This window comes from Shewanella sp. 10N.286.48.B5, from assembly GCF_002874355.2.
Lineage (GTDB): Bacteria > Pseudomonadota > Gammaproteobacteria > Enterobacterales > Shewanellaceae > Shewanella.
The window spans coordinates 2,783,705-2,806,930 of the sequence record NZ_MCVG02000001.1 but is presented as its reverse complement, the minus strand read 5'-3'; the positions used below and the strand labels follow the sequence as shown (position 1 = coordinate 2,806,930).

At 42.1% G+C, this 23,226-nt stretch carries 19 protein-coding genes; 14 read left to right on the top strand and 5 right to left on the bottom strand.

Annotation, left to right across the window (positions count from 1 at the left end):
* Positions 1 to 160: 160 nt before the first annotated feature.
* From BCU57_RS12065 to BCU57_RS12050, 4 genes are all read left to right on the top strand, one after another.
* On the top strand, positions 161 to 1,447 hold the full coding sequence (locus BCU57_RS12065) for a hypothetical protein (protein WP_102438946.1): 1,287 nt from the start codon (positions 161 to 163) through the stop codon (positions 1,445 to 1,447).
* 2 nt (positions 1,448 to 1,449) lie between these two features.
* Complete coding sequence (locus BCU57_RS12060; protein ID WP_102438944.1) at positions 1,450 to 3,894, top strand: LamG domain-containing protein; 2,445 nt, start codon at positions 1,450 to 1,452, stop codon at positions 3,892 to 3,894.
* Positions 3,895 to 3,995: 101 nt separating this feature from the next.
* Positions 3,996 to 5,573 (top strand): general secretion pathway protein GspF, encoded by a 1,578-nt coding sequence (locus tag BCU57_RS12055; protein WP_102438942.1) that lies wholly within the window; start codon positions 3,996 to 3,998, stop codon positions 5,571 to 5,573.
* An 806-nt stretch (positions 5,574 to 6,379) separates the two neighbouring features.
* Positions 6,380 to 7,270, top strand: a complete 891-nt coding sequence (locus tag BCU57_RS12050; RefSeq protein ID WP_102438940.1) for a hypothetical protein — start codon at positions 6,380 to 6,382, stop codon at positions 7,268 to 7,270.
* Positions 7,271 to 7,333: 63 nt separating this feature from the next.
* Here the strand turns inward: BCU57_RS12050 and BCU57_RS12045 are convergent, their stop codons facing one another.
* The 4 genes from BCU57_RS12045 to lolB form a co-directional block, all read right to left on the bottom strand.
* On the bottom strand, positions 7,334 to 8,338 hold the full coding sequence (locus BCU57_RS12045; RefSeq protein ID WP_102438938.1) for an FAD:protein FMN transferase: 1,005 nt from the start codon (positions 8,336 to 8,338) through the stop codon (positions 7,334 to 7,336).
* A gap of 205 nt (positions 8,339 to 8,543) precedes the next feature.
* The gene (locus BCU57_RS12040; RefSeq protein ID WP_076543115.1) at positions 8,544 to 9,491 is read right to left on the bottom strand and encodes a ribose-phosphate pyrophosphokinase; all 948 of its coding nucleotides are present in this window, start codon (positions 9,489 to 9,491) and stop codon (positions 8,544 to 8,546) included.
* A gap of 97 nt (positions 9,492 to 9,588) precedes the next feature.
* Positions 9,589 to 10,458, bottom strand: a complete 870-nt coding sequence (gene ispE, locus BCU57_RS12035) for a 4-(cytidine 5'-diphospho)-2-C-methyl-D-erythritol kinase (RefSeq protein ID WP_102438936.1) — start codon at positions 10,456 to 10,458, stop codon at positions 9,589 to 9,591.
* A gap of 98 nt (positions 10,459 to 10,556) precedes the next feature.
* The gene (gene lolB / locus BCU57_RS12030; RefSeq protein ID WP_241900962.1) at positions 10,557 to 11,192 is read right to left on the bottom strand and encodes a lipoprotein insertase outer membrane protein LolB; all 636 of its coding nucleotides are present in this window, start codon (positions 11,190 to 11,192) and stop codon (positions 10,557 to 10,559) included.
* A 315-nt stretch (positions 11,193 to 11,507) separates the two neighbouring features.
* On the opposite strand from lolB, the gene hemA reads away from it, so the two are divergent.
* The 10 genes from hemA (at position 11,508) to BCU57_RS11980 (ending at position 22,469) form a co-directional block, all read left to right on the top strand.
* Positions 11,508 to 12,758: a glutamyl-tRNA reductase gene (gene hemA / locus BCU57_RS12025; RefSeq protein WP_102438932.1), complete on the top strand. Its 1,251-nt coding sequence runs from the start codon at positions 11,508 to 11,510 to the stop codon at positions 12,756 to 12,758.
* Positions 12,759 to 12,772: 14 nt separating this feature from the next.
* Complete coding sequence (prfA, locus tag BCU57_RS12020) at positions 12,773 to 13,858, top strand: peptide chain release factor 1 (protein WP_076543119.1); 1,086 nt, start codon at positions 12,773 to 12,775, stop codon at positions 13,856 to 13,858.
* A gap of 9 nt (positions 13,859 to 13,867) precedes the next feature.
* Positions 13,868 to 14,725: a peptide chain release factor N(5)-glutamine methyltransferase gene (prmC, locus tag BCU57_RS12015; RefSeq protein WP_102438929.1), complete on the top strand. Its 858-nt coding sequence runs from the start codon at positions 13,868 to 13,870 to the stop codon at positions 14,723 to 14,725.
* 202 nt (positions 14,726 to 14,927) lie between these two features.
* On the top strand, positions 14,928 to 15,323 hold the full coding sequence (locus tag BCU57_RS12010) for a SirB2 family protein (protein WP_102438927.1): 396 nt from the start codon (positions 14,928 to 14,930) through the stop codon (positions 15,321 to 15,323).
* A 9-nt stretch (positions 15,324 to 15,332) separates the two neighbouring features.
* Positions 15,333 to 16,121, top strand: a complete 789-nt coding sequence (locus BCU57_RS12005; protein ID WP_102438925.1) for a SirB1 family protein — start codon at positions 15,333 to 15,335, stop codon at positions 16,119 to 16,121.
* Positions 16,122 to 16,288: 167 nt separating this feature from the next.
* Positions 16,289 to 17,542, top strand: a complete 1,254-nt coding sequence (locus BCU57_RS12000; RefSeq protein ID WP_076543123.1) for a DUF819 domain-containing protein — start codon at positions 16,289 to 16,291, stop codon at positions 17,540 to 17,542.
* A gap of 62 nt (positions 17,543 to 17,604) precedes the next feature.
* On the top strand, positions 17,605 to 18,453 hold the full coding sequence (kdsA, locus tag BCU57_RS11995) for a 3-deoxy-8-phosphooctulonate synthase (RefSeq protein WP_102438923.1): 849 nt from the start codon (positions 17,605 to 17,607) through the stop codon (positions 18,451 to 18,453).
* 726 nt (positions 18,454 to 19,179) lie between these two features.
* The gene (locus tag BCU57_RS11990; RefSeq protein WP_133149375.1) at positions 19,180 to 20,055 is read left to right on the top strand and encodes a hypothetical protein; all 876 of its coding nucleotides are present in this window, start codon (positions 19,180 to 19,182) and stop codon (positions 20,053 to 20,055) included.
* A 288-nt stretch (positions 20,056 to 20,343) separates the two neighbouring features.
* A complete protein-coding gene (locus BCU57_RS11985; RefSeq protein WP_102438917.1) occupies positions 20,344 to 21,240 on the top strand; it encodes a DMT family transporter in 897 nt (298 codons plus the stop codon).
* A 113-nt stretch (positions 21,241 to 21,353) separates the two neighbouring features.
* Positions 21,354 to 22,469 carry a YdiY family protein gene (locus BCU57_RS11980; protein ID WP_102438915.1) on the top strand — a complete coding sequence of 372 codons (1,116 nt, stop codon included), beginning with the start codon at positions 21,354 to 21,356 and terminating at the stop codon, positions 22,467 to 22,469.
* A gap of 33 nt (positions 22,470 to 22,502) precedes the next feature.
* Here BCU57_RS11980 and BCU57_RS11975 read toward each other — a convergent pair whose 3' ends face one another.
* The gene (locus tag BCU57_RS11975) at positions 22,503 to 23,204 is read right to left on the bottom strand and encodes a phosphatase PAP2 family protein (protein WP_241903530.1); all 702 of its coding nucleotides are present in this window, start codon (positions 23,202 to 23,204) and stop codon (positions 22,503 to 22,505) included.
* Positions 23,205 to 23,226: the final 22 nt, after the last annotated feature.

Genomic DNA, 23,226 nt, shown 5'->3' with positions numbered 1-23,226 from the left:
CAATACTTTTTAATAAAAATTATTTTGCCAAGTAAAAAATAAAGTTAACAAAAATAAAAACAACAAGCTTTATGATTCCCGAAATACTTATCATTGTCTGCGTTTTTATAACTCTGCCGCTTAAGGCGTTTGTTGGCTGAAATAACGACAAGGAGACAGTATGAAGAGGCAACTTTGTACGGTGAAAAGTCAACGATTTTCAAATAAATTCAATGTGCTAAGAACGCAATTAAGACTGAATAAAACCCGAGCCTTTTTGCATAAATTAACACTAGGTTCAATAATTGTTTTTGCTCCTTTATCTCATGCTGGGACGTTAGAGCAAGCAAAGCAATTACATGATCGTATCGCCGGTGTTCCCGCATCTGAACAAACCCTCAATGATATAGCGCAATTACTCGACGATAGTAAACCGATAGAAGCGGCTTATTTAGCAATGGAAACCCCAGCTTTTTATTCCACGACTTTAAAATTGTTCGCCACCCCCTGGACTAATATCGATCAAGACAGTTTTGCACCACTAAATGATTACAGTGCAACTGTAATTGGTGCGGTACGAGATGACGTTGATTTCAGGCAGGTACTGCAAGCCGATATGGTGTATGTGGGGAAGAACAGCCTTAATTTACCAGCCTATAGCACCAGTAATAACCAACATTACCAATCATTAGAAGATCAGTTTATTGATTTAAAAGATGGCTTGGAGCGAACCAGTCAGTCTAGCTTAAATGGTTTGCCAAGTGATGCTACAGCAGGCGTTCTAACCAGTAGAGCGGCTGCCAAAGCATTCTTTTATTTAGGTACAAACAGAGCCATGGTGCGTTTTACCTTAATGAATCATTTGTGCACTGATTTAGAGCCCCTAAAAGATAATACCCGTTCACCCGATAGAATCCGCCAAGATGTTAGCCGCAGCCCTGGTGGCGATAGTCGCTTATTTATCAATAACTGTTTAGGTTGCCACAGTGGCATGGATCCATTAGCTCAAGCGTTTGCATTTTATCAATATGATTTTAACCTTGAAGCCGATCCGGTTGGTGATAATGGGGCTATTGCTTACAACCAAAGTGGCCAAGTTGATCCCGATACAGGCACCAGGGTGCAAGGTAAATACCATATTAACTCGACCAGTTTCCCTTATGGTTATGTCACTGAAGATGATGAATGGCATAACTATTGGCGTGAGGGGGTTAACCAAAAGCTTGGCTGGGATGAAACCCTTGAAGGTAAAGGCTTTGGTGCTAAGTCATTAGGTGAGGAGTTTGCTAATAGCCAAGCTTTCGCTCAATGCCAAGTAAAGAAAGTATTTAAAACCGTGTGCTTACGAGATGCAGAGTCCAATGAGGATATTAACCAAATTGCGGCGACCACTGAGTCTTTTCAACAAAACTCATATCAACTTAAGCGTGTATTCGCTGAAGTTGGCAAGTACTGCATGGGAGAGTAACGGTGAAATTATCTCAAAAAACCTTATCTAGCCTCTCGGTGCTGAGTTTATGTTTAACCCTCACGGCATGTGGCGGCGGTGACGTAGAAAGTAATCCGCCTCAACAGCAAGAACCAGACTCTGGCGTGTATACCGGTCCTGCACCTGCCACTGAAGACATTCAAAAATATAAAGTCTCATTGTGGGACAATATCTCAACTCAAAATCGCTGTGGAGCCTGTCATACAGAAGGAAATCAAGCGCCATATTTTGCCAGTCGAGAAGACGTTAACGACGCGTATGCTGCGACTAATCCGCTGGTTGATTTAACTGATCCTGCTTCATCTCGCTTAGTTGAAAAAGTGGCTGGTGGCCATAATTGTTGGCTAGACAGTGATAGTGCCTGTGGTGAAACCATGACTTCGTGGATCAAATTGTGGTCAGATGAACGGGTCAGTAGCGCCAATACAATTGAGTTAACCGCACCAGTCATTCGAGAGCCAGGTTCAAGCAAAAGTTTCCCAGATGACAGTGCGCTATTTAGCCAACATGTTTACCCCATTGTTAGCCAGTACTGCGTTGATTGTCATAACGAAGGAGCGACTTTTGCTCAGTCACCTTTCTTTGCCAGTAACGATATAGCTCAAGCTTACGAGTCGGCTAAAAATGTCATCAACATCGATGAGCCATCTCAGTCTCGATTAGTGGTTCGTTTAGGCAATGAGTTTCATAACTGTTGGACAAATTGCCAAGAAAATAGCAATGAAATGCTTGCTGCAGTGACAGCGATGAGTGATGCAATTGCTGTCGATGAAATTTCACCAGAAATGGTGGTGTCTAAATCACTACGCTTAACGGATGGTATTACCGCTTCAAGTGGTGGTCGATTTGAAACGGATGTCATAGCCTTATACCAGTTCAAAACTGGCGAGGGTTCTACTGCATACGATACCTCTGGTATCGCGCCAGAAGCGAATTTATCGCTGACGGGTGATGTTGAATGGCTCGGCAGTTGGGGTTTATCTTTTACTAATGGTAAAGCGCAGGCTAGTACCGCCAACAGTAAGAAACTCCATGATTTAATCACCTCAACTGGTGAGTTTTCAGTTGAAGCTTGGGTAACACCAAATAATGTCACCCAAGAAGGGCCTGCAAGAATCGTCACTTATTCAGCGGGTGATGATGCACGTAACTTCACATTAGGCCAGAGCCAATATAACTATGACTTTATGCTGCGCACTGAAGCTTCAAGCACCAATGGCGAACCAGCCTTAAGTACGCCAGATGCCGATGAAGTGTTACAAGCGACACTGCAGCATGTGGTATTAACTTATAACGCTACAGAAGGGCGAAAAATTTACGTCAATGGCAACTTAACTGAAGTTGCTGATGAAGATATTGCGCCGTTGGCATCTTGGGATGACAGCTTTGCGTTGATTTTAGGACGAGAGGCTTCAAACCAACATGTCTGGCAGGGTGATATTCGTTTGTTGGCGATTTATAACCGCGTCCTAGAGCAAGAACAAATCAGCCAAAACTATGATGTCGGTGTAGGTGAGAAATTCTTCTTGCTGTTCTCGGTAAGTCATTTAATTGATTTACCCAATACCTATGTGATGTTTGAAGTCAGCCAATTTGATAATTACAGCTATTTATTTACTGGCGCTTCATTGGTGAATATCGATGGTACGCCAGTGGCTGAAGCATTTGATATGCGTTCAGTTCGTATCGGGATTAATGGTAAAGAAAGTGCCCAAGGACAAGCTTATTCTAACGTAGATTTAGCCATTGAAAGCGGTCAGGCGTTAGCTGAACCTATGTCGCTGTCTGCATTAGGCACTATTATTGGTCTCGAAAAAGGTGCCAGTCAGGATGAGTTTTTCCTCACTTTTGAGCAAATCGGTGAACATGAAAATGTGGTTGTGCCTGGCGTGATAATCACACCTGATGAGTTACCAGCAAGTACCGAAACCGCGCAAATAGGCTTAAGAAACTTTGCTGAAATTAACCACTCAATGAGTGAGTTAACTGGTGTACCTCAGCAAACAACCAAAGTGTTTGATACCTATGCGCTAGTAAAAAGCCAACTGCCGAGTGTCGAAAATATCGATACCTTTATTTCTGCACAGCAAATGGGTGTGACGCAACTGGCAATTGCCTATTGTGATGTCGCCATTGATGACGATAGCTTACGCAGCGCTTGGTTCCCTGATATTGACTTCACGCAAGAGCCAAACGTGGCATTAAGCAGCGCAGAAAGACCTAACTTGCTCAACCCGTTAATTGGTCAACTTATGCCGCTGAATTTATCGAGTCAGCCAGATGCTAACTTGGTTTATAACGAGCTGGATTCACTCGTCAGTAATTTGTCTGTGTGTGGCACAAACTGTAATCCAGAGCGAACCCAAACTATTGCTAAAGCATCATGTGCAGCAGTGTTGGCAAGTGCTGTGATGTTGATTCAATAGGAGCGTAATGATGATAAAAATACCCACACAGATTACGACGCTTCCATTATTGAATATCGACAATCAAGCGGCGGCAAAAAAGAGTTTAAAAGGACTTCAACATGACTAAACGTACTCATCTTCACCCTGACAGTCCTTTATTGTTTTCCGATCATCGTAAACCCATGACTCGCCGTGAGTTTATCTCAACGGGCCTGGCAAAAGGTGGCCAAGCGGTCGCGGGTTTATCATTAATGAGCATGTTTGCTAACCCAAACCAAGCCAATGCTGCGTTGTCTTCTGACTTAGAAGCACTGCGAGACTCATGCGGTATTAGCGTACAAGGGGCGGGTAAAATTCCGTTTATCAGTTTCGATTTAGCCGGCGGCGCCAATATTGCTGGCTCAAATGTGCTGGTTGGTGGCGCAGGTGGTCAGCAAGATTTCTTGTCGACAGCAGGCTATAACAAGCTGGGTTTGCCCGGTGATATGGCGCCATCGATTGCAAACCCTGATGTTGGTATGTCTGATTTTATTAATACTGATTTAGGGCTCGCGTTCCACTCTGATTCAGCGTTTTTACGTGGCATATTGGAAAAGGTGTCAGCCGATACCGCATCACGGATTAATGGTGCGGTGATCCCTTGTCGTTCTGATAACGATACGGGTAATAACCCACATAATCCTATGTATGCTATTGCGGCGGCTGGTGCTAACGGCTCGCTGATGCCACTCATTGGCTCGCGCAGCACTGACTCTGGTGGCAACTCAATGGCAGCGGCTAATTTTGTCGATTTGAGCATGCGACCAACTAAAATCGATCGACCGTCTGATGTGACTGGGCTTGTGGATGTGGGTGATTTGTTTAACTTATTATCTCAACGTGATGCCGTAACGGTGATGGAAAGTATCCAGCGCATTAGCGCCCAGAAAATGGCTTCGGTGAACACTCAAGTGACTCGTGATGATGTGATTAAAGACTTAGTCAATTGTGGCTATGTGAAAAGTGCTGATTTAGCCGATCGTTTTGGTGATCCTTCGACGCTTAACCCTGTGTTAGATCCTGACATTGTGGGCCCAAGCGGTATCTTTACCATTAATGAATTTGATTCAGAATCAGAGTTCCAAAAAACCGCTTCTATTATGAAGCTGGTGGTCAATGGATTCTCTGGTGCTGGCACTGTCACTATGGGTGGTTTTGACTATCACACCGGTGAGCGTGGTACCGGTGAGTTACGAGATTTACGCGCAGGTCGTTGTATGGGCGCATGTTTGGAATATGCCGCTCGTCGCAATCAACCTTTGATGATGTATGTATTCAGTGATGGCTCTGTTGCCAGTAATGGCCGCATCGATGACTCAATGGAAGGACGAGGCAAGGGCGAATGGACGGGAGATAACTCATCTACAGGTGCATCTTTCTTCTTGGTGTATAACCCAGCGGGTAAGCCACAATTAATGGGCGCAAGTGCCGATCAAATGGCGCAAAACCAACAAATCGGCTTTATGCGCTCTGATGCCTCAGTGGATACCGCATCAGCTCCATCGGCAAATAACGTGAACTTGCTGGTGGATACGGTGTTGCTTAACTACATGGCACTGCATGGTGAACAAGGCCAGTTCAATATGGTGGCACCAAGACAAGGTTTGGGGAACAGTGCGATGTTAGATTCGCTAACAGCGTTTCAACCAATAGTTTGATTAAAATATTGGTTTATTTTACTGGTTAAATTGAAAGTCTCAGAGGTTTTATCTGAGCTTTTTTGTTTTTATATTTGTTTTTATATTTGTTTTTAAATTTGTTTTTAATTTTAACTGAAAACCAAAACTAGAATCAAAGTCGTGGCGCTTCGCCCACACCCGACGAAAGGGAAACAACAGCATTTCCCTTCTCGACATCCCTTGCCGCCCCTACGAAATTGCTCTTAAAAGCGAGCAAGCCTCATGCTTATTCAAAAATAGCTAACGCTTTAGATAGGCCATCCATGGCCAACTAAAGCTAGCCTGACTTCCTGTCAGGCTTACACTATTTTCTTCAACGCATTTTAGCAATTTCAATGGTGTCCTTGTGTCGGCTGATTCATTTGTTCAGCCCAAACTCTTAGAGTGTCTTTTTAGATTATGAATGTTCAATTTGAATTGAGGTAAGCAAGAAAATCGCGTGAGTCCAGACATGGATGTCAGGCTAGCTTTCGAGGGGAAGGGACGCCCCATCGGAAGCGTTAGCGATTTTTGCAGCTTAGTGAAGCAGGCTCAAAATATAGGTTAAAGCTGGATGATTCTCCGTTGGAAATTTTGCTTTTTAAATTTCGCCGGAGCGGCGAGGGTGATGCAAGAGGGAGTTGCCGTCCACTCCCTTTTGCTCTGGTGTGGGCGAAGCGCCACGACGTTGATCTTTAACAGCTAAGTTCATCAAAGAAAGAGTTTGGTATACCTATAACTTTTATATGTAATAGGAACTGTTTATAATCTAATAGTTTAAATAGTCTATTTAAAAGAGAATGCCAATGTTAGAGCAAAACACGGTAGGGATAAAAATTTCACAAAAGAAAGATAAACATCTTTACCAGTTAGCTTCAGTGTGGCTAGTTGTTTTTTTAGTTTCACTAGTTAGTTCGTGGATGGCTTTCAATATCTATCAATTAAATCCAGAACTCCTTAATCATATCCCATATGATGTAGACTTAATTGTAACAACGTACTCAGTTCCCCTCACTACTCTTTCTTTAATAGTACCTTTAGTTGGTTTAATTGCTCTGAATCATCGTTCAGAGCAAACAAACCAGCAGATAAAAACCTCTTTAAAACAGACTCAGATGACTCTTGAACAGAATTTATTCACAAATTATTTCAAGCACAAAGAAGAGTTTCATCATTTCTGTGAGAAATTAGAAAATGACTATCCTGGATACAAGTCCTACACACAACTTTGGATGTACGATCATATCTTTCCGAATTCTAGAAATGGGGATTATAAGCCTGTAACTTTAAAAGCAATAGGGGCTAAAAAGCCCTTGAACGACTTTATGACAACAATAAGAAATCATAAGATGACAGGTGTAACTGCTCCTGAGTTAAGAGAACAACTGGATGTTATTAAGAGTATATTTAATAGTGTTATGCCGATTTCTGAGGATATGATTGATGTAAGATTTGAAAAGGATCAATCATTTACGCGTTTCAGAGCTATTGAACTGATTTCTTATGTCCATAAACTAGTACAAAAATTTTGTATACTAGGATCGTTTGAAGAAAGGCACAAGGATGTTTTTGGCTTTGAATTAATGGAACGTTTGTATGACATAACTCAATTCCAATTGGCAAGTGGTCGCGAAAAGGAGCAAGAGGAATTTGTCCTATTAATTGAAGATGTTACTACTTTATTGGAGTTTAATTAAAAACAGAGAAAAATTGGAATCAGCATAAACTTACTCAAATAGCCCCCATTATTAAAGCATTTACTAATCCTGTTGTAGTCCCTCTGATACATGTAACGTCTGTTGATTATCAATAATAATCGCTTCATATTCTGGTAGCTGGTTAATTAGCGCCATGCCTTCTTGTAAGCCTTTTACAAATACGGCTGTTGATAGGGCATCAACGTAAGTTGAGTTTTTACCAATGATGGATACGCTGACCACTTTTCTGGCCGAGTCGCCGGTTTTAGGATTAATGATGTGGTGGTAGCGCACGCCATCTTCGATGAAGTAACGCTCGTAATCACCTGATGTTGAAATTGACTCGTTAGCCAGTGGTAATTGCACCGCTGTTTTTTCAGCGGCTCTAGGGTGCTTAATACCGACAAACCATGGGCGGCCGCGTCTGTCACCGAGCAGTCCTGTATCACCACCTGCGCTGACTAAGGCGTGCTTAATACCTGCAGCTTGTAAAATGGCTAAGCATTGCTTAACGGCATGTCCTTTAGCTATTCCGCCTAAATCAATCCGTACATCTTGGTTTTTAAAACGAACACTAGATTGTGATTTGTCTAAGGTTACTGCGCGGTAATCTATAGCTTCGAGGGCTTGGTTTATCTCGGGTTTCGCTGGCTTTTGTCCTTGGCGGTAATCGTATTGATAACCAATTGAGGCGTAAGTGATATCAAATGTACCGTTTGTCAGCTCAGCAATCTTGTGTGAATCAAGCAGCAAATCAAACAGTTCTTGATTAATGACAACTGCCTCTTTCCCTGCCAGTTGGTTGATTTTGCTTAATTCGCTGTCTGCTTTATAAGGACTCATTAATCGGTCGATGCGATGCATTTCTTGTTCGACAGCGATGATGAGGTTATCTGCAGTTTGTTTTTCATTTGACTCTGTATTCTTCTCTGCTTCTGAAAGCCAAAATTCAACATGAGCTTGGGTCCCCATGACTTCAAAGCTCTTTTGATGCCACTGCGCAGTGACTTGAGTGGATAAGATTAGGCCAACAAAACACAGTGAGATTAATGAGAAAGGCTTAAACATGGGTAATGACTTATTGTTGAATTATTTTTATAGCCAATAGGGTACTGAGTTATGGGTTATTAATCTAGATTGATTTATGCCAAATAACAGCCAATAAAAAACGCACTCGATTGAGTGCGCTTTTTCGATGTCGGTGCTAAGTCGAAGACCTAACTCAAAGACCTAAGCCAGATACCTTAAGTCAGCGACTAATTCAAATAATTGATTAGTGACGGAACATCGCAGAAATAGACTCTTCATTGCTAACACGACGGATCGCTTCAGCAAGTACTGCTGACATTGTTAGCTGAGTTACCTTTTCAAGTTTAGCGATCTCAGGGCTTAATGGCACAGTATCGGTAACGATAACTTCATCGATAACTGATTCAGCGATATTTTTCGCAGCATTGCCAGAAAATACCGGGTGAGTTGCATAAGCGAATACACGGTTAGCACCATGTTCTTTTAACGCTTCTGCCGCTTTACATAAAGTACCACCAGTATCGATCATGTCATCAACAATAATACAGTCACGGCCTTGAACATCACCAATGATATGCATTACTTGAGCTACGTTCGCTTGTGGGCGACGCTTATCAATAATAGCTAAGTCAGAATCATCAAGTAGTTTAGCTACAGCGCGAGCACGAACTACACCACCAATGTCTGGAGAAACAACAACTGGGTTATCAAGTTGCTTGCCTAACATATCTTCTAGCAGTACTGGGCTACCGAAAACGTTATCAACAGGCACATCAAAGAAACCTTGAATTTGCTCAGCGTGAAGATCGCAAGTTAATACGCGGTCAACCCCAACACTTGATAAGAAGTCTGCAACAACTTTAGCAGTAATAGGTACACGAGCACTACGAACACGACGATCTTGACGAGCGTAACCGAAGTATGGAATTACTGCGGTAATACGACCAGCAGATGCACGGCGAAGCGCATCAACCATAACGATAAGTTCCATCAGGTTGTCGTTGGTCGGTGCACAAGTCGATTGGATGATGAATACATCAGCACCACGTACGTTCTCATTGATTTGAACACTGATTTCACCGTCGCTGAAACGGCCTACTACTGCATCGCCAAGTTTGCAAAATAAACGGTCGGCTATTTTTTTGGCTAGTTTAGGGGTAGCGTTACCAGCAAAGAGCTTGATATCGGGCACTTTATGAACCTCAGGTGTTGGCTTTAAGTTAGTGGCTAAAAATGTGACTTAAGGATGTTGTCATCAATAAGCAAAAAACATTTCTAGAAGGTATTTGTTAATCTTGGTTTAAACGTGTCATCAAAGGTGACAGGTTTAAGCCTTTAGCAACAAAGCCGCTCATGGTCGTTGGCAGGTGTGCCAACGCGTCTAGCGCCGATTGTTGCTGTTCGAATTCACCGAAGACGCATGCGCCAGTTCCGGTCATTCTTGACGGCGCATATTCTACCAGCCAGCTTAAGGCATTGGCAACTTGGGGGTGCTTTTCTGTGACAAGCTTTTGGCAATCATTTGACCAATTTTGCTGCATTAAAGTATCGATTGCTAATTTAGGTGTATCGCGAGTTAAGTCTGGCGCTTGGAAAATTGCTTGGGTTGACACATGGACTTCAGGCACTATGACTAGGTAGTACAACTCTGCTGGTTGCACTGCAATAAGCTGTTCACCAACACCTTCAGCGAAAGCAGAAAAACCATTAATAAAAACAGGGACATCCGCGCCAAGTTCTAGGCCGATTTTTGCTAGGGTTGCATGGGGTAAATCAAGCCCCCACAACTTATTTAATGCCACTAATGTGGTGGCCGCATCAGATGAACCACCACCTAAACCGCCACCCATAGGCAAGTTTTTACGTAACCAAATTTGTGCGCCGCCCTGATAATTGCAATATTCTTGTAAAGATTTTGCGGCCTTTAGAATTAAGTTATCTTTTTCTGCGACAACTTTTGATAATTCTGAATGCAAGCTTATTTGTTTCGACTCAGTCGTCTGAAAATCTAAATAGTCACATTGGTCAATAAACTGAAACAGGGTTTGAAGCTCGTGGTAACCATCGGCTCGTTGGCCGGTAATATGCAAAAATAAATTGAGCTTTGCAGGAGCTGGCCATTCAGTGGAGATTGCCAAATTGTCTTTATTTGTTGTCATGTAAAAGCCATTCAAGTGGTTTTGTCATTTTGAGTCGAAGTGCCTATATAAGTACTTATATAACAGCGCATCATCAATAGCCGATAAACCAATATCGATTAGTTATTGGTTTGTGCTAGATTGGTTGTTAGCGCTTGCCATTGATTTATCTGTATTTTTATTTGTACATCAGCGCGATTGATTTGCAGTAATCTGGGCAGCTTAGCACCGCTTTGTTGCTGATAACTCATAAAGCTTACCAGCCAATCCCCGCCATTATCAGCACTGCTAAAACGTTTGATGCTGCCATCTGGATTATATTCTAGCACTTCATCATCAGGGGCGACTTGACCTGTGATCCAAAGCGGTAATTTATTAATGGGAATGGTCATGCCGCTGACGCGGTAGATTAGCCGCTCAGGGTTGTTGTCTGTGTAAGTTTTATCTTGAATGTCTAAACTGGCTAGGCCATTTTCAGACTTAAGTGACAATACAGTTGTGCCAATCATGGTGGTAAGGGTCAATTCATCGCGATCATATTGGCTGCTTTGATCGTGCAACCAAAATAAGTTGGTGCTAAATTTATCGCTGCTAGAACGAAAAGCCAGTTTACCTTGTAATTCCCATGCTTGGGCGTCACTGGGGTGCTTTACCTGTGTTTCTGAAAGCGTGTGCGGCGGACGAATAGAACAAGCCGTTAACAATAAACAGCTCATTAACAGTAAGTGCTTTAGGTAAGTTGTTAAAATTCGCAAAGGGACTCACTGGGATAAAAAAGCGATAAGGCATGATACTGGGCAATAAGCTGATTGTAAAAATGCTTTTATAAATAAAACTGATTTGATTAATTATTACTCCTATACTAGACAATATTAGCTAATGTAGATATACATAGCCCTGTTTTTCTTGGTGTATTTTGTCAAATGATGGATGATTTTGTTAACAAGATAGAATTATTAGAAAAAAAATAGATAATTATTCCGTTTTGTTAAGCCAATTGTGTTTTTAGTTTTACCAATTAAGTAGAATGACCTAATTAATGATCCTGCGAAGAACTTAAAACGAGTCACATGAGCCTAGTAGCAATCGGAATAAATCATAAAACCGCCACGGTCGATCTTCGAGAGAAAGTCGCCTTTTCACCGGATAAGATTCACGATGCGATGAAGAGTCTAGCTAGTCGAACTAGCTCGGGTGAATCCGTGATCGTGTCAACCTGTAACCGTACAGAACTTTATTGCAACAACGGCACTAAAGAAGACATAATCGAATGGCTAGAGGATTATCACAATCTTAGTCATGATGATCTCATGCCTTGTATTTATAGCTATGAGGATCAGGAATGCGTTAAACACTTAATGCGCGTGTCTTCAGGTCTAGATTCTCTAGTATTAGGTGAGCCACAAATTCTTGGGCAAGTTAAACAAGCCTTTGCGAAAGCTAAAGAGGCAGGCACAACGGCAGTTACTATTGACCGTTTGTTTCAAAACACCTTTTCAGTGGCTAAAAAAGTGCGTACTGAAACCGAAATTGGCGCCGCCGCGGTGTCAGTGGCGTTTGCCGCTGTCAGCATGGCCAAACATATTTTCTCATCACTAAGTACCACCAATGTATTATTGATTGGCGCTGGAGAAACCATTGAATTAGTTGCCAAGCATTTAAAAGACAATGAGGTTGCCGGTATTGTGGTGGCTAACCGAACGGTTGAGCGTGCACAGGCGATGTGTGAAGAGTTTGATGCAACGGCAATTACGCTGCAACAAATACCAGACTATCTACCTAAAGCCGATATCGTGATATCCTCTACCGCCAGTCCATTGCCTATATTAGGTAAGGGCATGGTCGAAAAGGCACTGAAACAACGTCGTCATCAACCCATGCTATTGGTTGATATTGCAGTTCCTCGTGATATAGAAGCAGAAGTTGGCGAATTAGACGATGCTTTCCTTTATACTGTGGACGATTTACACAGCATCATTGAACAGAACATGGCTTCACGTAAAGAAGCCGCCGAGCAGGCAGAAGTAATTGCCGATGAACAATCTCATATCTTTATGGAATGGGTGCGTTCGTTAGAGTCTGTAGACAGTATTCGAGAATACCGAAGCCAAAGTTTGGCAATTAAAGATGAATTAGTAGAGCGCGCCTTGAACAAATTAACTCAAGGTGGTGACAATGAACAAGTGATTTTAGAGCTAGCCAATAGGCTAACCAATCGCTTAATCCATGCACCGACACAAGCGTTAACTTCTGCTAGTCGTCAAGGGGACTTGAATACCTTAGGCCAATTACGTGTCACGCTTGGTTTGGATAAAAATTAAGGTAATAAAGCTAAATGAAAGAGTCGGTTATTCGCAAGCTGGAAGGCTTGCTTGAACGTAATGAAGAAGTATTGGCATTACTGAGTGATGCACAAGTTATTGCGGATCAAGACCGCTTTCGCGGCTTATCAAAAGAATATTCTCAGTTAGAAGATATTGTAAAAAGCTTTAAAGCGTTTCAAGAGGCTCAAGCCGATCTTGAGTCAGCGCAAGAAATGCTTACTGAAGATGACGCAGAAATGCGTGAAATGGCTCAAGAAGAAATTAAAGCAGCCAAAAAAGCCATTGCAGAACTTGAAGATGAATTACAAATCTTATTGCTTCCAAAAGATCCAAATGACGACCGTAATGCCTTCGTAGAAATCCGTGCCGGCGCCGGTGGTGATGAAGCCGCTATATTCGCGGGTGACTTATTCCGCATGTATTCACGTTTTTGTGAGTCGAATAAGTGGCAAATGGAAATCATGAACGCCAACGAAGGTGAGCATGGTGGCTTTAAAGAATTAATCGTTCACGTAACTGGTGAAGGCGTTTACGGTAAATTGAAATTTGAATCTGGCGGACACCGTGTTCAACGTGTACCAGAAACTGAATCCCAAGGTCGTGTACATACCTCAGCCGTTACCGTGGTTGTATTACCAGAAGTGCCAGAAGCAGAGCAGATTTCAATTAATCCAGCAGATTTAAAAGTCGATACCTTCCGCGCATCTGGCGCAGGTGGTCAGCACGTCAACAAAACCGATTCAGCCATTCGTATTACTCACGTACCGTCAGGTATTGTGGTGGAATGTCAGGATCAACGCTCGCAACATAAAAACCGTGCCCAAGCCATGAGTGTGCTTTCAGCGCGCTTACAAGCGGTTGAAGATGAAAAGCGTCGTAGCGAAGAAGAATCAACCCGCCGTAATCTAGTGGCAAGTGGTGACCGTTCTGAACGTATTCGAACTTACAACTTCCCACAAGGTCGTATGAGTGAGCACCGCATTAATTTAACGCTATACCGCTTAAATGAAATCATGGAAGGCGACTTAAACGCTATTATTGAGCCATTAATGCAAGAGGAACAAGCGGACTTGCTTGCTGCATTAGCTGACGACTAAGGAGTAACCTTGTCACAGTCTTCTTTCTCTACCATTGCGGAGTCTTTGCAATGGGCTTACAGTTTATTGGTCGATTCATCTGAATCGGCCAATATCGATGCAGAAGCCTTGCTTCTGCATTGCATCAATAAGCAGCGTAGCTTCATTTATACTTGGCCTGAAAAAGTCCTCACCACAGATCAATTCAAAGCTTATAAAGCCATGGTCGAAAAGCGCCAGCAAGGTGTGCCTGTGGCACATATTATTGGTGAACGTGAATTTTGGTCATTGCCATTTATTGTTAACGCCACCACCTTGATCCCGCGTCCTGATACTGAAATTTTAGTAGAAACCGCGTTAAATTTGCCTGTAGCGGAAACGGCTAAGGTACTGGATTTAGGTACGGGAACAGGCGCGATAGCATTGTCATTGGCATCTGAGCGACCACAATGGCAAGTCACAGCCGTTGATAAAGTCACTGATGCGGTAGAACTTGCTAAAGCCAACCGGCAAAACTTAAATCTCACTCAAGTTGAAATTTTACAATCAGATTGGTTTAGTGCAATTGAAGGCCGGCAATTTCAATTAATTGTCTCAAACCCTCCTTATATTGACGAAGCCGATGAGCATTTAGCCATGGGTGATGTGCGCTTTGAACCATCAAGTGCATTGACCGCAGGTGACGCAGGTTTTGCTGATTTATTTCATATCGCAACCTATGCGCGGGCTTACTTATCTGAAGGTGGCTATTTACTGCTGGAGCACGGCTTTGAACAGGCGCTGGTCGTAAGACAAAAGCTCATTGAACTTGGTTATGACAATGTCGCAACCGTGCGAGACTTTGGCAGTAATGACCGTTGCACCTTAGGTCAATGGAACAAGGTTTAAGCCACTTGCAACCGCCATTTTTTCGTTCGTTAATCATTGGCAGTGATCCATCGCGTTAATTGCCCAGTTAATACTGAGTTAGTTGCTGATTTACTCATGTAGTGACTGGCCTAATGGGGCGATTTTCACAACATTGCTAATAAGCCGCCAGATCGAGTAAACTAGCGGCCATTTTATCGGTAGCTCAAAGAGAAAAACAATAATGGAAACCTTTTACAGTTTATATCCAGCTGTTAAACACACGCACTTAACCTTCATCTTTTTAAGTGTGGTCTTTTTTGTCACTCGCTTTGTACTACACATGCGCAAGTCGCCAATCATGGATAAAAAGTTTGTTAAAGTTGCCCCTCATGTCATTGATACCTTCTTATTGTTATCAGGGCTAATCTTGTGCTTCATGATCAAACAATATCCATTTGTCGATGAGTGGATGACTGAAAAATTAATTGCAGTTTTAGCCTACATTGGATTGGGCGTTATGGCACTTAAAGGTAACCGTAACAATTTATTCAAAATCTTCGCCTTTTTAGGTGCTATCGGATGGCTCATATTAGCTGCCAGGCTGGCTCATTTTAAACAAGTTGTATTAATGGGTTAATAGAGTTTAATGGCAAAACATCAAATGAAAGATGCAGTTAAGATCCCTGAAACTGCATTTGAAATAACACAACATCTTGGCTTTTCTCAAGAGAAGAAAGCGCTTTGGGCTTGGTATGAAATTGCCGGCTCAGTGATGAGCTTATATGTCGAAGATCAGCAACAGCGCTTTGAAGGTTTATTGCACTGGTTTTATGATGATTTAGGCTTTTGTGTGCGTGATGATTACTTTAGTGTTGATGCTGCCGATCTTGGTCGCTGCATTATGACCCGTCAAGGTAACAGCACCACCTTAGCCACGGTATTAATTTTACTGGCTAAGCAGCTTGATATTAGCTTAGAAGCGGTATTATTACCGGGGCACACCGTAGTGAGAAGCCATATAAATGATAATGTCATTTATATCGATCCGCTAACGGGGCAGCAATTAAGCCGCCACCAATTGCATATACTGGTGCGTGGTGAGTTAGGTAATTCGGCCATGCTTAAGCCTAAGTACTTAAAAACAGCCAGCCTAAAACGCTTAATAACTCGTATGTTACATGAGCTAAAAGCGGGTTGCATCGTAACCCAGAAATTTGAACAAGCGATGGAATGCTGCAATTTATTGCTGCAGTGGCATCCTGATGATGTGAGCTTAAATCGAGAGCGCGCTTTTATTGCCCAGCAACTGGGGTGCATTAAAGTGGCCATTTCAGATTTACAGCACTTTATCGACAGCAGTCCACACGACCCGGTGACGGAAATTGTCAAAATCCAGCTGAAAGAGTTAAGTCAACAACCACAGACTTATCACTAAGTGGTTAATATAATATTCAAATTCAGGCTCATTTATGAGCCTGAATTGTTTATCGCAAAGCAGTTAATCTGTCAGTAACTTCGCCAATTTAAAATAATAAGTACTTTAAAGTACATTCATAACAATAATAAATTCACTATGAAATGCATTTGCAAGGGAGCTTTTTCATGACCACCACACCCATGGTAACCAATGACGCAACAGCACTGGGATTACTTGCCGTCATTCTCGGCTTTGTTTTCTATACCAGTTCGTCAGCACACCCATTTTGGCAAAAATTCTATAAGTTTATCCCAGCCTTATTGCTGTGTTACTTCTTACCATCACTACTGAATACCTTTGGTATCGTCGATGGTGACACCTCAAAATTATATTATGTTGCCTCGCGTTACTTATTACCTGCTTGTTTGGTGTTATTGATTTTAAGTGTCGATTTAAAAGCGATTTTAAGTTTAGGCCCTAAAGCCATTGTGATGTTTTTAACCGGCACCGTGGGCATTGTGATTGGCGGTCCCATTGCGTTATTGATTATCTCAGCCATTAACCCTGACGTATTAGGCGGCAATGGCCCTGATGCAGTATGGCGCGGAATGACCACTCTTGCGGGCAGTTGGATTGGCGGCGGCGCTAACCAAGCCTCAATGAAAGAAATTTATGAAGTGGGCGGCGATATCTTTTCCGTGATGGTGACTGTAGATGTAATTGTCGCTAACCTGTGGATGGCAGTATTACTGCTGATGGCATCTCGTGCTAAAGAGATTGATGCTAAAACAGGCGCAGACACCACCGCCCTTGAAGCCCTTAAAGCCAAAGTTGAAAAGTACCATGCAGAAAATGCCCGTATACCTTCACTGCGTGACTTAATGCTGATTGTGGCCATAGGTTTTGGTGTTACCGGGTTAGCGCATTTTGCGGCAGACTTTTTAGGACCATTTTTTGAAGTTAATTACCCTTGGACTCAAGACTACAGCTTAACCTCCAAGTTCTTCTGGCTGGTTGTTATCGCCACTACTATTGGTTTAGCTTTATCCTTTAGTCCAGTAAAGCAGATAGAAGCTGCGGGCGCCTCGAAAGTGGCATCGGCATTTTTATATATCCTTGTTGCGACCATTGGTTTGCATATGGATGTATCCAAACTCGCTGATGAGCAAAACCTGTGGTATTTCGCCATTGGTATTATTTGGATGCTGGTACACGCAAGCTTTATGCTTATCGTGGCTAAAATTATTAAAGCGCCGCTGTTTTATATGGCGGTGGGCAGTCAGGCTAACGTTGGCGGCGCAGCGTCAGCCCCTGTGGTTGCAGCAGCGTTTCATCCAGCACTTGCGCCAGTTGGCGTATTGTTGGCGGTATTGGGCTATGCTGTAGGCACATATATGGCTTGGATGTGTGGCCAGTTACTGCAGATACTTGCGGTATAACATTATTTTTTAATGGGGTTAGCAGCGGCTAATCCCATGGTATTGATTAAAGAGAAATGACTATGGATCATAAAATCATTGGTTTAAATGAGCTAGAAATTGCGAATGATAAACCGTTTGTTTTATTTGGTGGCATGAATGTGCTTGAGTCTCGCGATCTAGCAATGAAAATTGCAGAGCATTACGTAGAAGTAACCCAAAAACTGGGTATTCCTTACGTATTTAAAGCGTCATTTGATAAAGCAAATCGCTCATCTGTGAACTCATATCGTGGTCCAGGTATGGAAGAAGGCTTAAAGATTTTCGAAGAGATTAAGTCGACCTTTAATGTACCTATTATCACCGATGTGCATGAAATTCATCAATGCCAGCCAGTGGCTGATGTGGTTGATATTATTCAGTTGCCAGCATTTTTAGCCCGTCAAACGGACCTAGTAGTTGCTATGGCAGCAACGGGTTCAATCATTAACGTGAAAAAGCCGCAATTCTTAGCGCCTCATGAAATGCGTCATATCATTAAGAAGTTTAATGAAGCCGGTAATGACAACATTATTCTGTGTGAACGTGGTTCAAGCTTTGGCTATAACAACCTAGTAGTGGATATGCTGGGTATGGATGAAATGAAGCAGTCTGGTTACCCAGTCATCTTTGATGCAACTCATGCACTGCAGCGCCCAGGTGGTCGTACTGATAGTGCAGGCGGGCGTCGCGCTCAAGCAACCGAACTTGCTCGCAGTGGTATGGCATTAGGTTTAGCGGGTTTGTTCATTGAAGCGCATCCAGATCCTGATAATGCCAAATGTGATGGCCCATGTGCATTGCCACTTAACCAGCTTGAAAACTACTTAACTCAAATGAAAGCGGTAGATGATTTGGTTAAGTCGTTTGAGCCGATTGATACCAGTAAGTAGATAAGAGATTTTTTAAAAGCCCTGAACTTATGGTTAAGTTCAGGGCTTTTTTGTGGGGTCAGTTTTAAGTTGAATTTTTTATTAGTTTTTGAGATTAGATCAAAGTCGTGGTGCTTCGCCCACACCAGACCAAAAGGGGAAAAGCGCTTGTTCCCCTTTTGGATATCCCCCAGCGCCCCTAACGAAAAATGCTGAAAAGCGCATAATTTTCGATGGGGATTGATCCAGCTTCTGACTTCGTTTGTAGACTGCTTCGGACTTATTCGAAAATGCTAACGCTTCCGATGGGCCATCCATGGCCCGACGAAAGCTAGCCTGACGTCCTGTCAGGCTCACGCTATTTTCTTCAACGTCCTCAATTCAAATTGAATCTTCTAGCTAATTAGAACTAAGATCTTTCTAGTTCTTTATATTGTCACAAATGCAGTTAAATCGAAGAAATAATAATCCCAGTGTAGATGCAGCAGCGAGCTTCCAAAACATGGATGTTTTGGCAGAGCTTACAGGGACGTACTTGCAGCGTCTCGCAGTTGTATCTGCACATAAGCCTGCGGCAGGCAATAGATTAGATTGAAGATATGGTTTCCCGTAACTGTCCCAATATAAATTTAGTGCTCGTAAACGTTTTTACCCAACCCTAAATTATCCGATAGCAGTGCTCTAACAGTATAGATATTCTCCATTTACGAATTCAATCTTATATATCACTAAATAATTGATTATAAATTGAATTCAAAAGTGAAAGGCGGCATCATAGTTGAGAACACGGCTGAAACTGTTACATATTTTATTAAAGGTAGTAACTTGAAGTTAGATAGATGCGGACTTTGTTTAGAGAATAAAGAGCTTAAAAATAGTCATTTAATGCCAAAGGCTCTGTACAAAAAACTAAAAGGCGCATTTGATGGTGATGATTTGGTATTAAACCAAAGTCACGACAAATCATCTGTATATACTGATTTCCAAATAACAGCACACTTTCTCTGTGCTGAGTGTGAATCACTGTTTTCTCGCCTAGGAGAGAACAGTGTTGTCTCAGAGTGTCACGGTGGCACTGATAAATTTCCTCTTCTACATCGAGTCAATGAAGCAAAGCACTTTGCAAATATTCGTGGTGAGAGGTGGTTTAACCCCATAAAGTGCAATTTTCCCAATACTGAAAGATACCTGTATTTTGCAGCAAGTATAATATGGCGTGCATCTGGATGGCCCGTAGCAAAAAATGCGAATCAAAAGTCACTTGGTGTTCATTACCAAGAAGAATTTCGTCGCTATCTTTTGGGGGATCAAGGTTTTCCAAAAAATGCATACCTTGCTGTTTATGTAGACTCTGACGAGGATATTGTACCGAAGATCTCTTTCCCAACATCATCAAAGAAATTAGGGTACCACCATCATATTTTCTACATACCGGGTATTAAATTTAGTTTAGTTGTGGGTAACGACGTTGGTGAAATCAGAAACTTGAGTTCAGTCGAGAACACTAAAGTATTTTTCGTATCTTACAGCTTTAAAAGTCACCCTGATTATCAACTTATGGTTGGGGAACTGATGCTCGAGTACAAGGCGAAGGGGCGTTTAGCTCGAGAAAAAAATGTATAACAACTATGACATCAAGAGTTAATTTTCCTAATCCCAAATAGACGAATTAGGGCTCTGTCGCTAAAATGTTTTTGTCCAGAAATATTTCAGAACTAAATCATTTACCTTCTATTAATGAGTTTACAAGCGAACATATTAAATGTTTGCAACAGCCAACATCGAAACTCTAAGCTAGAACAAATTATCAACAATCCGCTGCTCAGTTTGTGATACTTTATAGTCTTTAAAATAGTCATCAATTAGTTATCAGAACAATCCTCAACTCTCTGAATTATTAGGCATATATCTATGTGGATAGCACTTACTATACTGGCCGCTTTTATGCAGTCTTGGCGCAATGCTTTTCAAAGTGAGCTGAGCCAGCAAGTAAAAGTCAGTGGTGTTACCCTGGCGCGCTTTATTTGGGCAGGGCCAATAGCTGCGATATATCTCTTCAGTCTCTATCTACTGCAACCCAGTAACTTACCAACCTTTACCTATCAGTTTTATGGCTTTGTGATTGGTGCATCCTTGATGCAGATTTTGGCCACGGGTTTGATGGTTAAACTTTTTCAATTAAAAAACTTTGCCGTTGGGGCAGGGCTGGCTAAAAGTGAAGCACTGGTAGCGGCGATTTTAGGGGTGTTATTTTTTGGTACTAGCTTGAGCTTATTAGGCTGGGCTGGAGTGGTCATTGGCGCGGTTGCTGTCATGCTTTTGAGCACCCAGCGCGGGGTTAAACGTTTATCGCTTAATACCATCGTGCTCGGTATTGGCAGTGGGGTTGCGTTTGCTTTTACTTCACTGTGGGTCAGAGAAGCGAGTTTACTGTTGATAACCGATGCTACTTTGTCAGATCCCATCCCATTTACCCATCGGGCGGCTTGGGTGCTGGTTTCAGTCATTGGGCTACAAACGCTGTTATTAGTGACCTACCTAGGCATTAAAGACCGTTTAACATTATTGGCATTGTGGCAAAGACCTCGGCTGACATTACTCATTAGTGTGTGCAGTTGTATTGCCTCTATTGGTTGGTTTAGTGCCATGTCATTGCAAGCGGTGCCTTATGTAAAAACCTTAGGCCAAATAGAAGTGTTTTTTACCATGCTGATTAGTATTTTTTGGCTTAAACAGCAGATCAAAATTAATGAAGTGTTGGGGTTAGTGTTAATTGCCGTTGCCGCTATTTTGGTGATGTGGAGCTAAAGAGACTTTGACTCATTTGGCCAATATTAATGCATTTTGATGACTTTAATGTATGGCTTTTATCGTACTATATGGGTATATAAAACACTGAAAATACTTTCTGGGAGCGTTTTATGCAACAACTTGGCCGTAAAAAGGGTTTGCTTGTTAGCTGCACCACAACAGCGTTATTTTTTAGTCCAGCGCTATATAGTGAAATTATTGCTGCAGAAACAATCATTAACAGCACTTCTCCTGAACAACTCGCCATACCACAAGACAGTAAGAATGATTGGTTGCAATTAACCTCACTTGAATTGTTAAAAGGTGAAATCAAAACCCTTTATGACGGTAAGCTTGAATTTGATAGTGATGAACTCAATGTTGTTTATATTGATTGGGAAGATGTCAAAGAGTTGCAAAGTGCGGGCATTGTCAGCATTGGCTTTACAGACTTATCGACGCAGAGTGGTCGCTTACTGGTCAAAAATGGCATCGGCTATCTTGATGGTGAAGCGTTTGATAAATCTCAAATCTTAACCATTATTGCAGGGCTGCAGTCTGAAGAAAATTATTGGTCTAGTAAGATTTCTTTAGGGGCTAATCTACGCTCAGGTAATACCAAGCAAATTGATTATATTGCTGTTGCTAAATCCATTCGCCGCACCACAGAGTCGCGCTTTAATCTTGATTATATTGGTAACTATTCAAAGTCAGATAGCGAAGAAAAGATTAACAATAACCGTATGAATACCAACTTTGATTGGTTTATATCGAAGCAGTTTTATTTACGCCCGGTGTTTGCAGAAATATATACTGATAAATTTCTCAACATTGATTACAAACTAACACTGGGTTCGGGTTTAGGTTTTACCATCATTGATAATGCTAAAACCGAGTGGAATATCAGTGGTGGTCCAGCCTATACCTACACTAAATTTGATAATGTTGAAGCGGGTGAAGACAGAGATAGTAGCTCGGCAACCATAGTGATAGAAACCCTTTATGATACTGAAATAACCAGTGATATTGATTTTGTTGGCTCGTATCGTGTTCAATATGGTGATGATAAGTCTGGCGGTTATACGCATCACGCCATTGCCACGATAGAAGTAGAGTTAACCGATATTTTTGATTTAGATTTATCGTTTATTTGGGATCATATTAACAAACCACAAGCAGGCTCAGATGGCGAGATCCCCAAACAAGATGACTATCAATTTGTGGTTGGCTTTGGTATCGACATTTAAGCGGTTAAAAATGACTTAATCAAAGACAGTTATTTATGGATTTTTTGTGCCCGCAACTGGGGCAAGGCAATAATGACTCACCAACTGACTTATCAATACTCCTAGTACCGCCCCTGCCAGTAAGTCACCTAAGTAATGGTAGTTTTGCCCTAATTGACCGATAAAAACGCTTACCATGGCTGTTAACCACAACCAGTAAAGCTTTGGGCTGTATTGCCAAAATAAACTGGCGAAGGCAAAGGTAAATAGCGCATGCCCTGAAGGAAACGAATGATAGTTTTGCGACAATGAAAATGGCGCAAATATCTCCACGCCATGCTCAATCCAAGAGGGGTTATTATTAACCCAAGTTTCTGGCCAGGTGCGGCCGCTGATAATTTTAGCCCCAAAACGGACCACTGTGGCGCTAATAGCGACCAAGACAATGGGCTTAACTAAATGGCTGAATGCGTTATTACGACCTAATAAGCCAATTAAAACAAGCACGCCTGCCAATACTTCTAAGGCTAATGGAGTATTTGCCAGTAGTTTAAATACTGAGGTTAATCCAAAGTCGCTTTGCTTACTATCATGTAAAAGCTGTGCCAAAGGTCGATCAATGTAGCTTACGCTTACCAGTATGGCGATAACGGCAACAAGGTAGAATAAACCGACTCGAGCACTAAACGGCAGGGCTTGAGGCTGTAATAAGGCTTTGGGGTGCAATAACATAAGTTTAGCGGCTTGTTTTTTCATAGCTATGGTTTTTCATCTATTG

Bases quoted from the DNA above. Each gene is read 5' to 3' on its own strand.
- BCU57_RS12065 (WP_102438946.1), top strand. From the start codon at position 161: ATGAAGAGGCAACTTTGTACGGTGAAAAGTCAACGATTTTCAAATAAA.
- BCU57_RS12055 (WP_102438942.1), top strand. From the start codon at position 3,996: ATGACTAAACGTACTCATCTTCACCCTGACAGTCCTTTATTGTTTTCC.
- BCU57_RS12050 (WP_102438940.1), top strand. From the start codon at position 6,380: ATGTTAGAGCAAAACACGGTAGGGATAAAAATTTCACAAAAGAAAGAT.
- BCU57_RS12045 (WP_102438938.1), bottom strand. From the start codon at position 8,338: ATGTTTAAGCCTTTCTCATTAATCTCACTGTGTTTTGTTGGCCTAATC.
- ispE (WP_102438936.1), bottom strand. From the start codon at position 10,458: ATGACAACAAATAAAGACAATTTGGCAATCTCCACTGAATGGCCAGCT.
- hemA (WP_102438932.1), top strand. From the start codon at position 11,508: ATGAGCCTAGTAGCAATCGGAATAAATCATAAAACCGCCACGGTCGAT.
- prfA (WP_076543119.1), top strand. From the start codon at position 12,773: ATGAAAGAGTCGGTTATTCGCAAGCTGGAAGGCTTGCTTGAACGTAAT.
- BCU57_RS12010 (WP_102438927.1), top strand. From the start codon at position 14,928: ATGGAAACCTTTTACAGTTTATATCCAGCTGTTAAACACACGCACTTA.
- BCU57_RS12005 (WP_102438925.1), top strand. From the start codon at position 15,333: ATGGCAAAACATCAAATGAAAGATGCAGTTAAGATCCCTGAAACTGCA.
- BCU57_RS12000 (WP_076543123.1), top strand. From the start codon at position 16,289: ATGACCACCACACCCATGGTAACCAATGACGCAACAGCACTGGGATTA.
- kdsA (WP_102438923.1), top strand. From the start codon at position 17,605: ATGGATCATAAAATCATTGGTTTAAATGAGCTAGAAATTGCGAATGAT.
- BCU57_RS11985 (WP_102438917.1), top strand. From the start codon at position 20,344: ATGTGGATAGCACTTACTATACTGGCCGCTTTTATGCAGTCTTGGCGC.
- BCU57_RS11980 (WP_102438915.1), top strand. From the start codon at position 21,354: ATGCAACAACTTGGCCGTAAAAAGGGTTTGCTTGTTAGCTGCACCACA.
- BCU57_RS11975 (WP_241903530.1), bottom strand. From the start codon at position 23,204: ATGAAAAAACAAGCCGCTAAACTTATGTTATTGCACCCCAAAGCCTTA.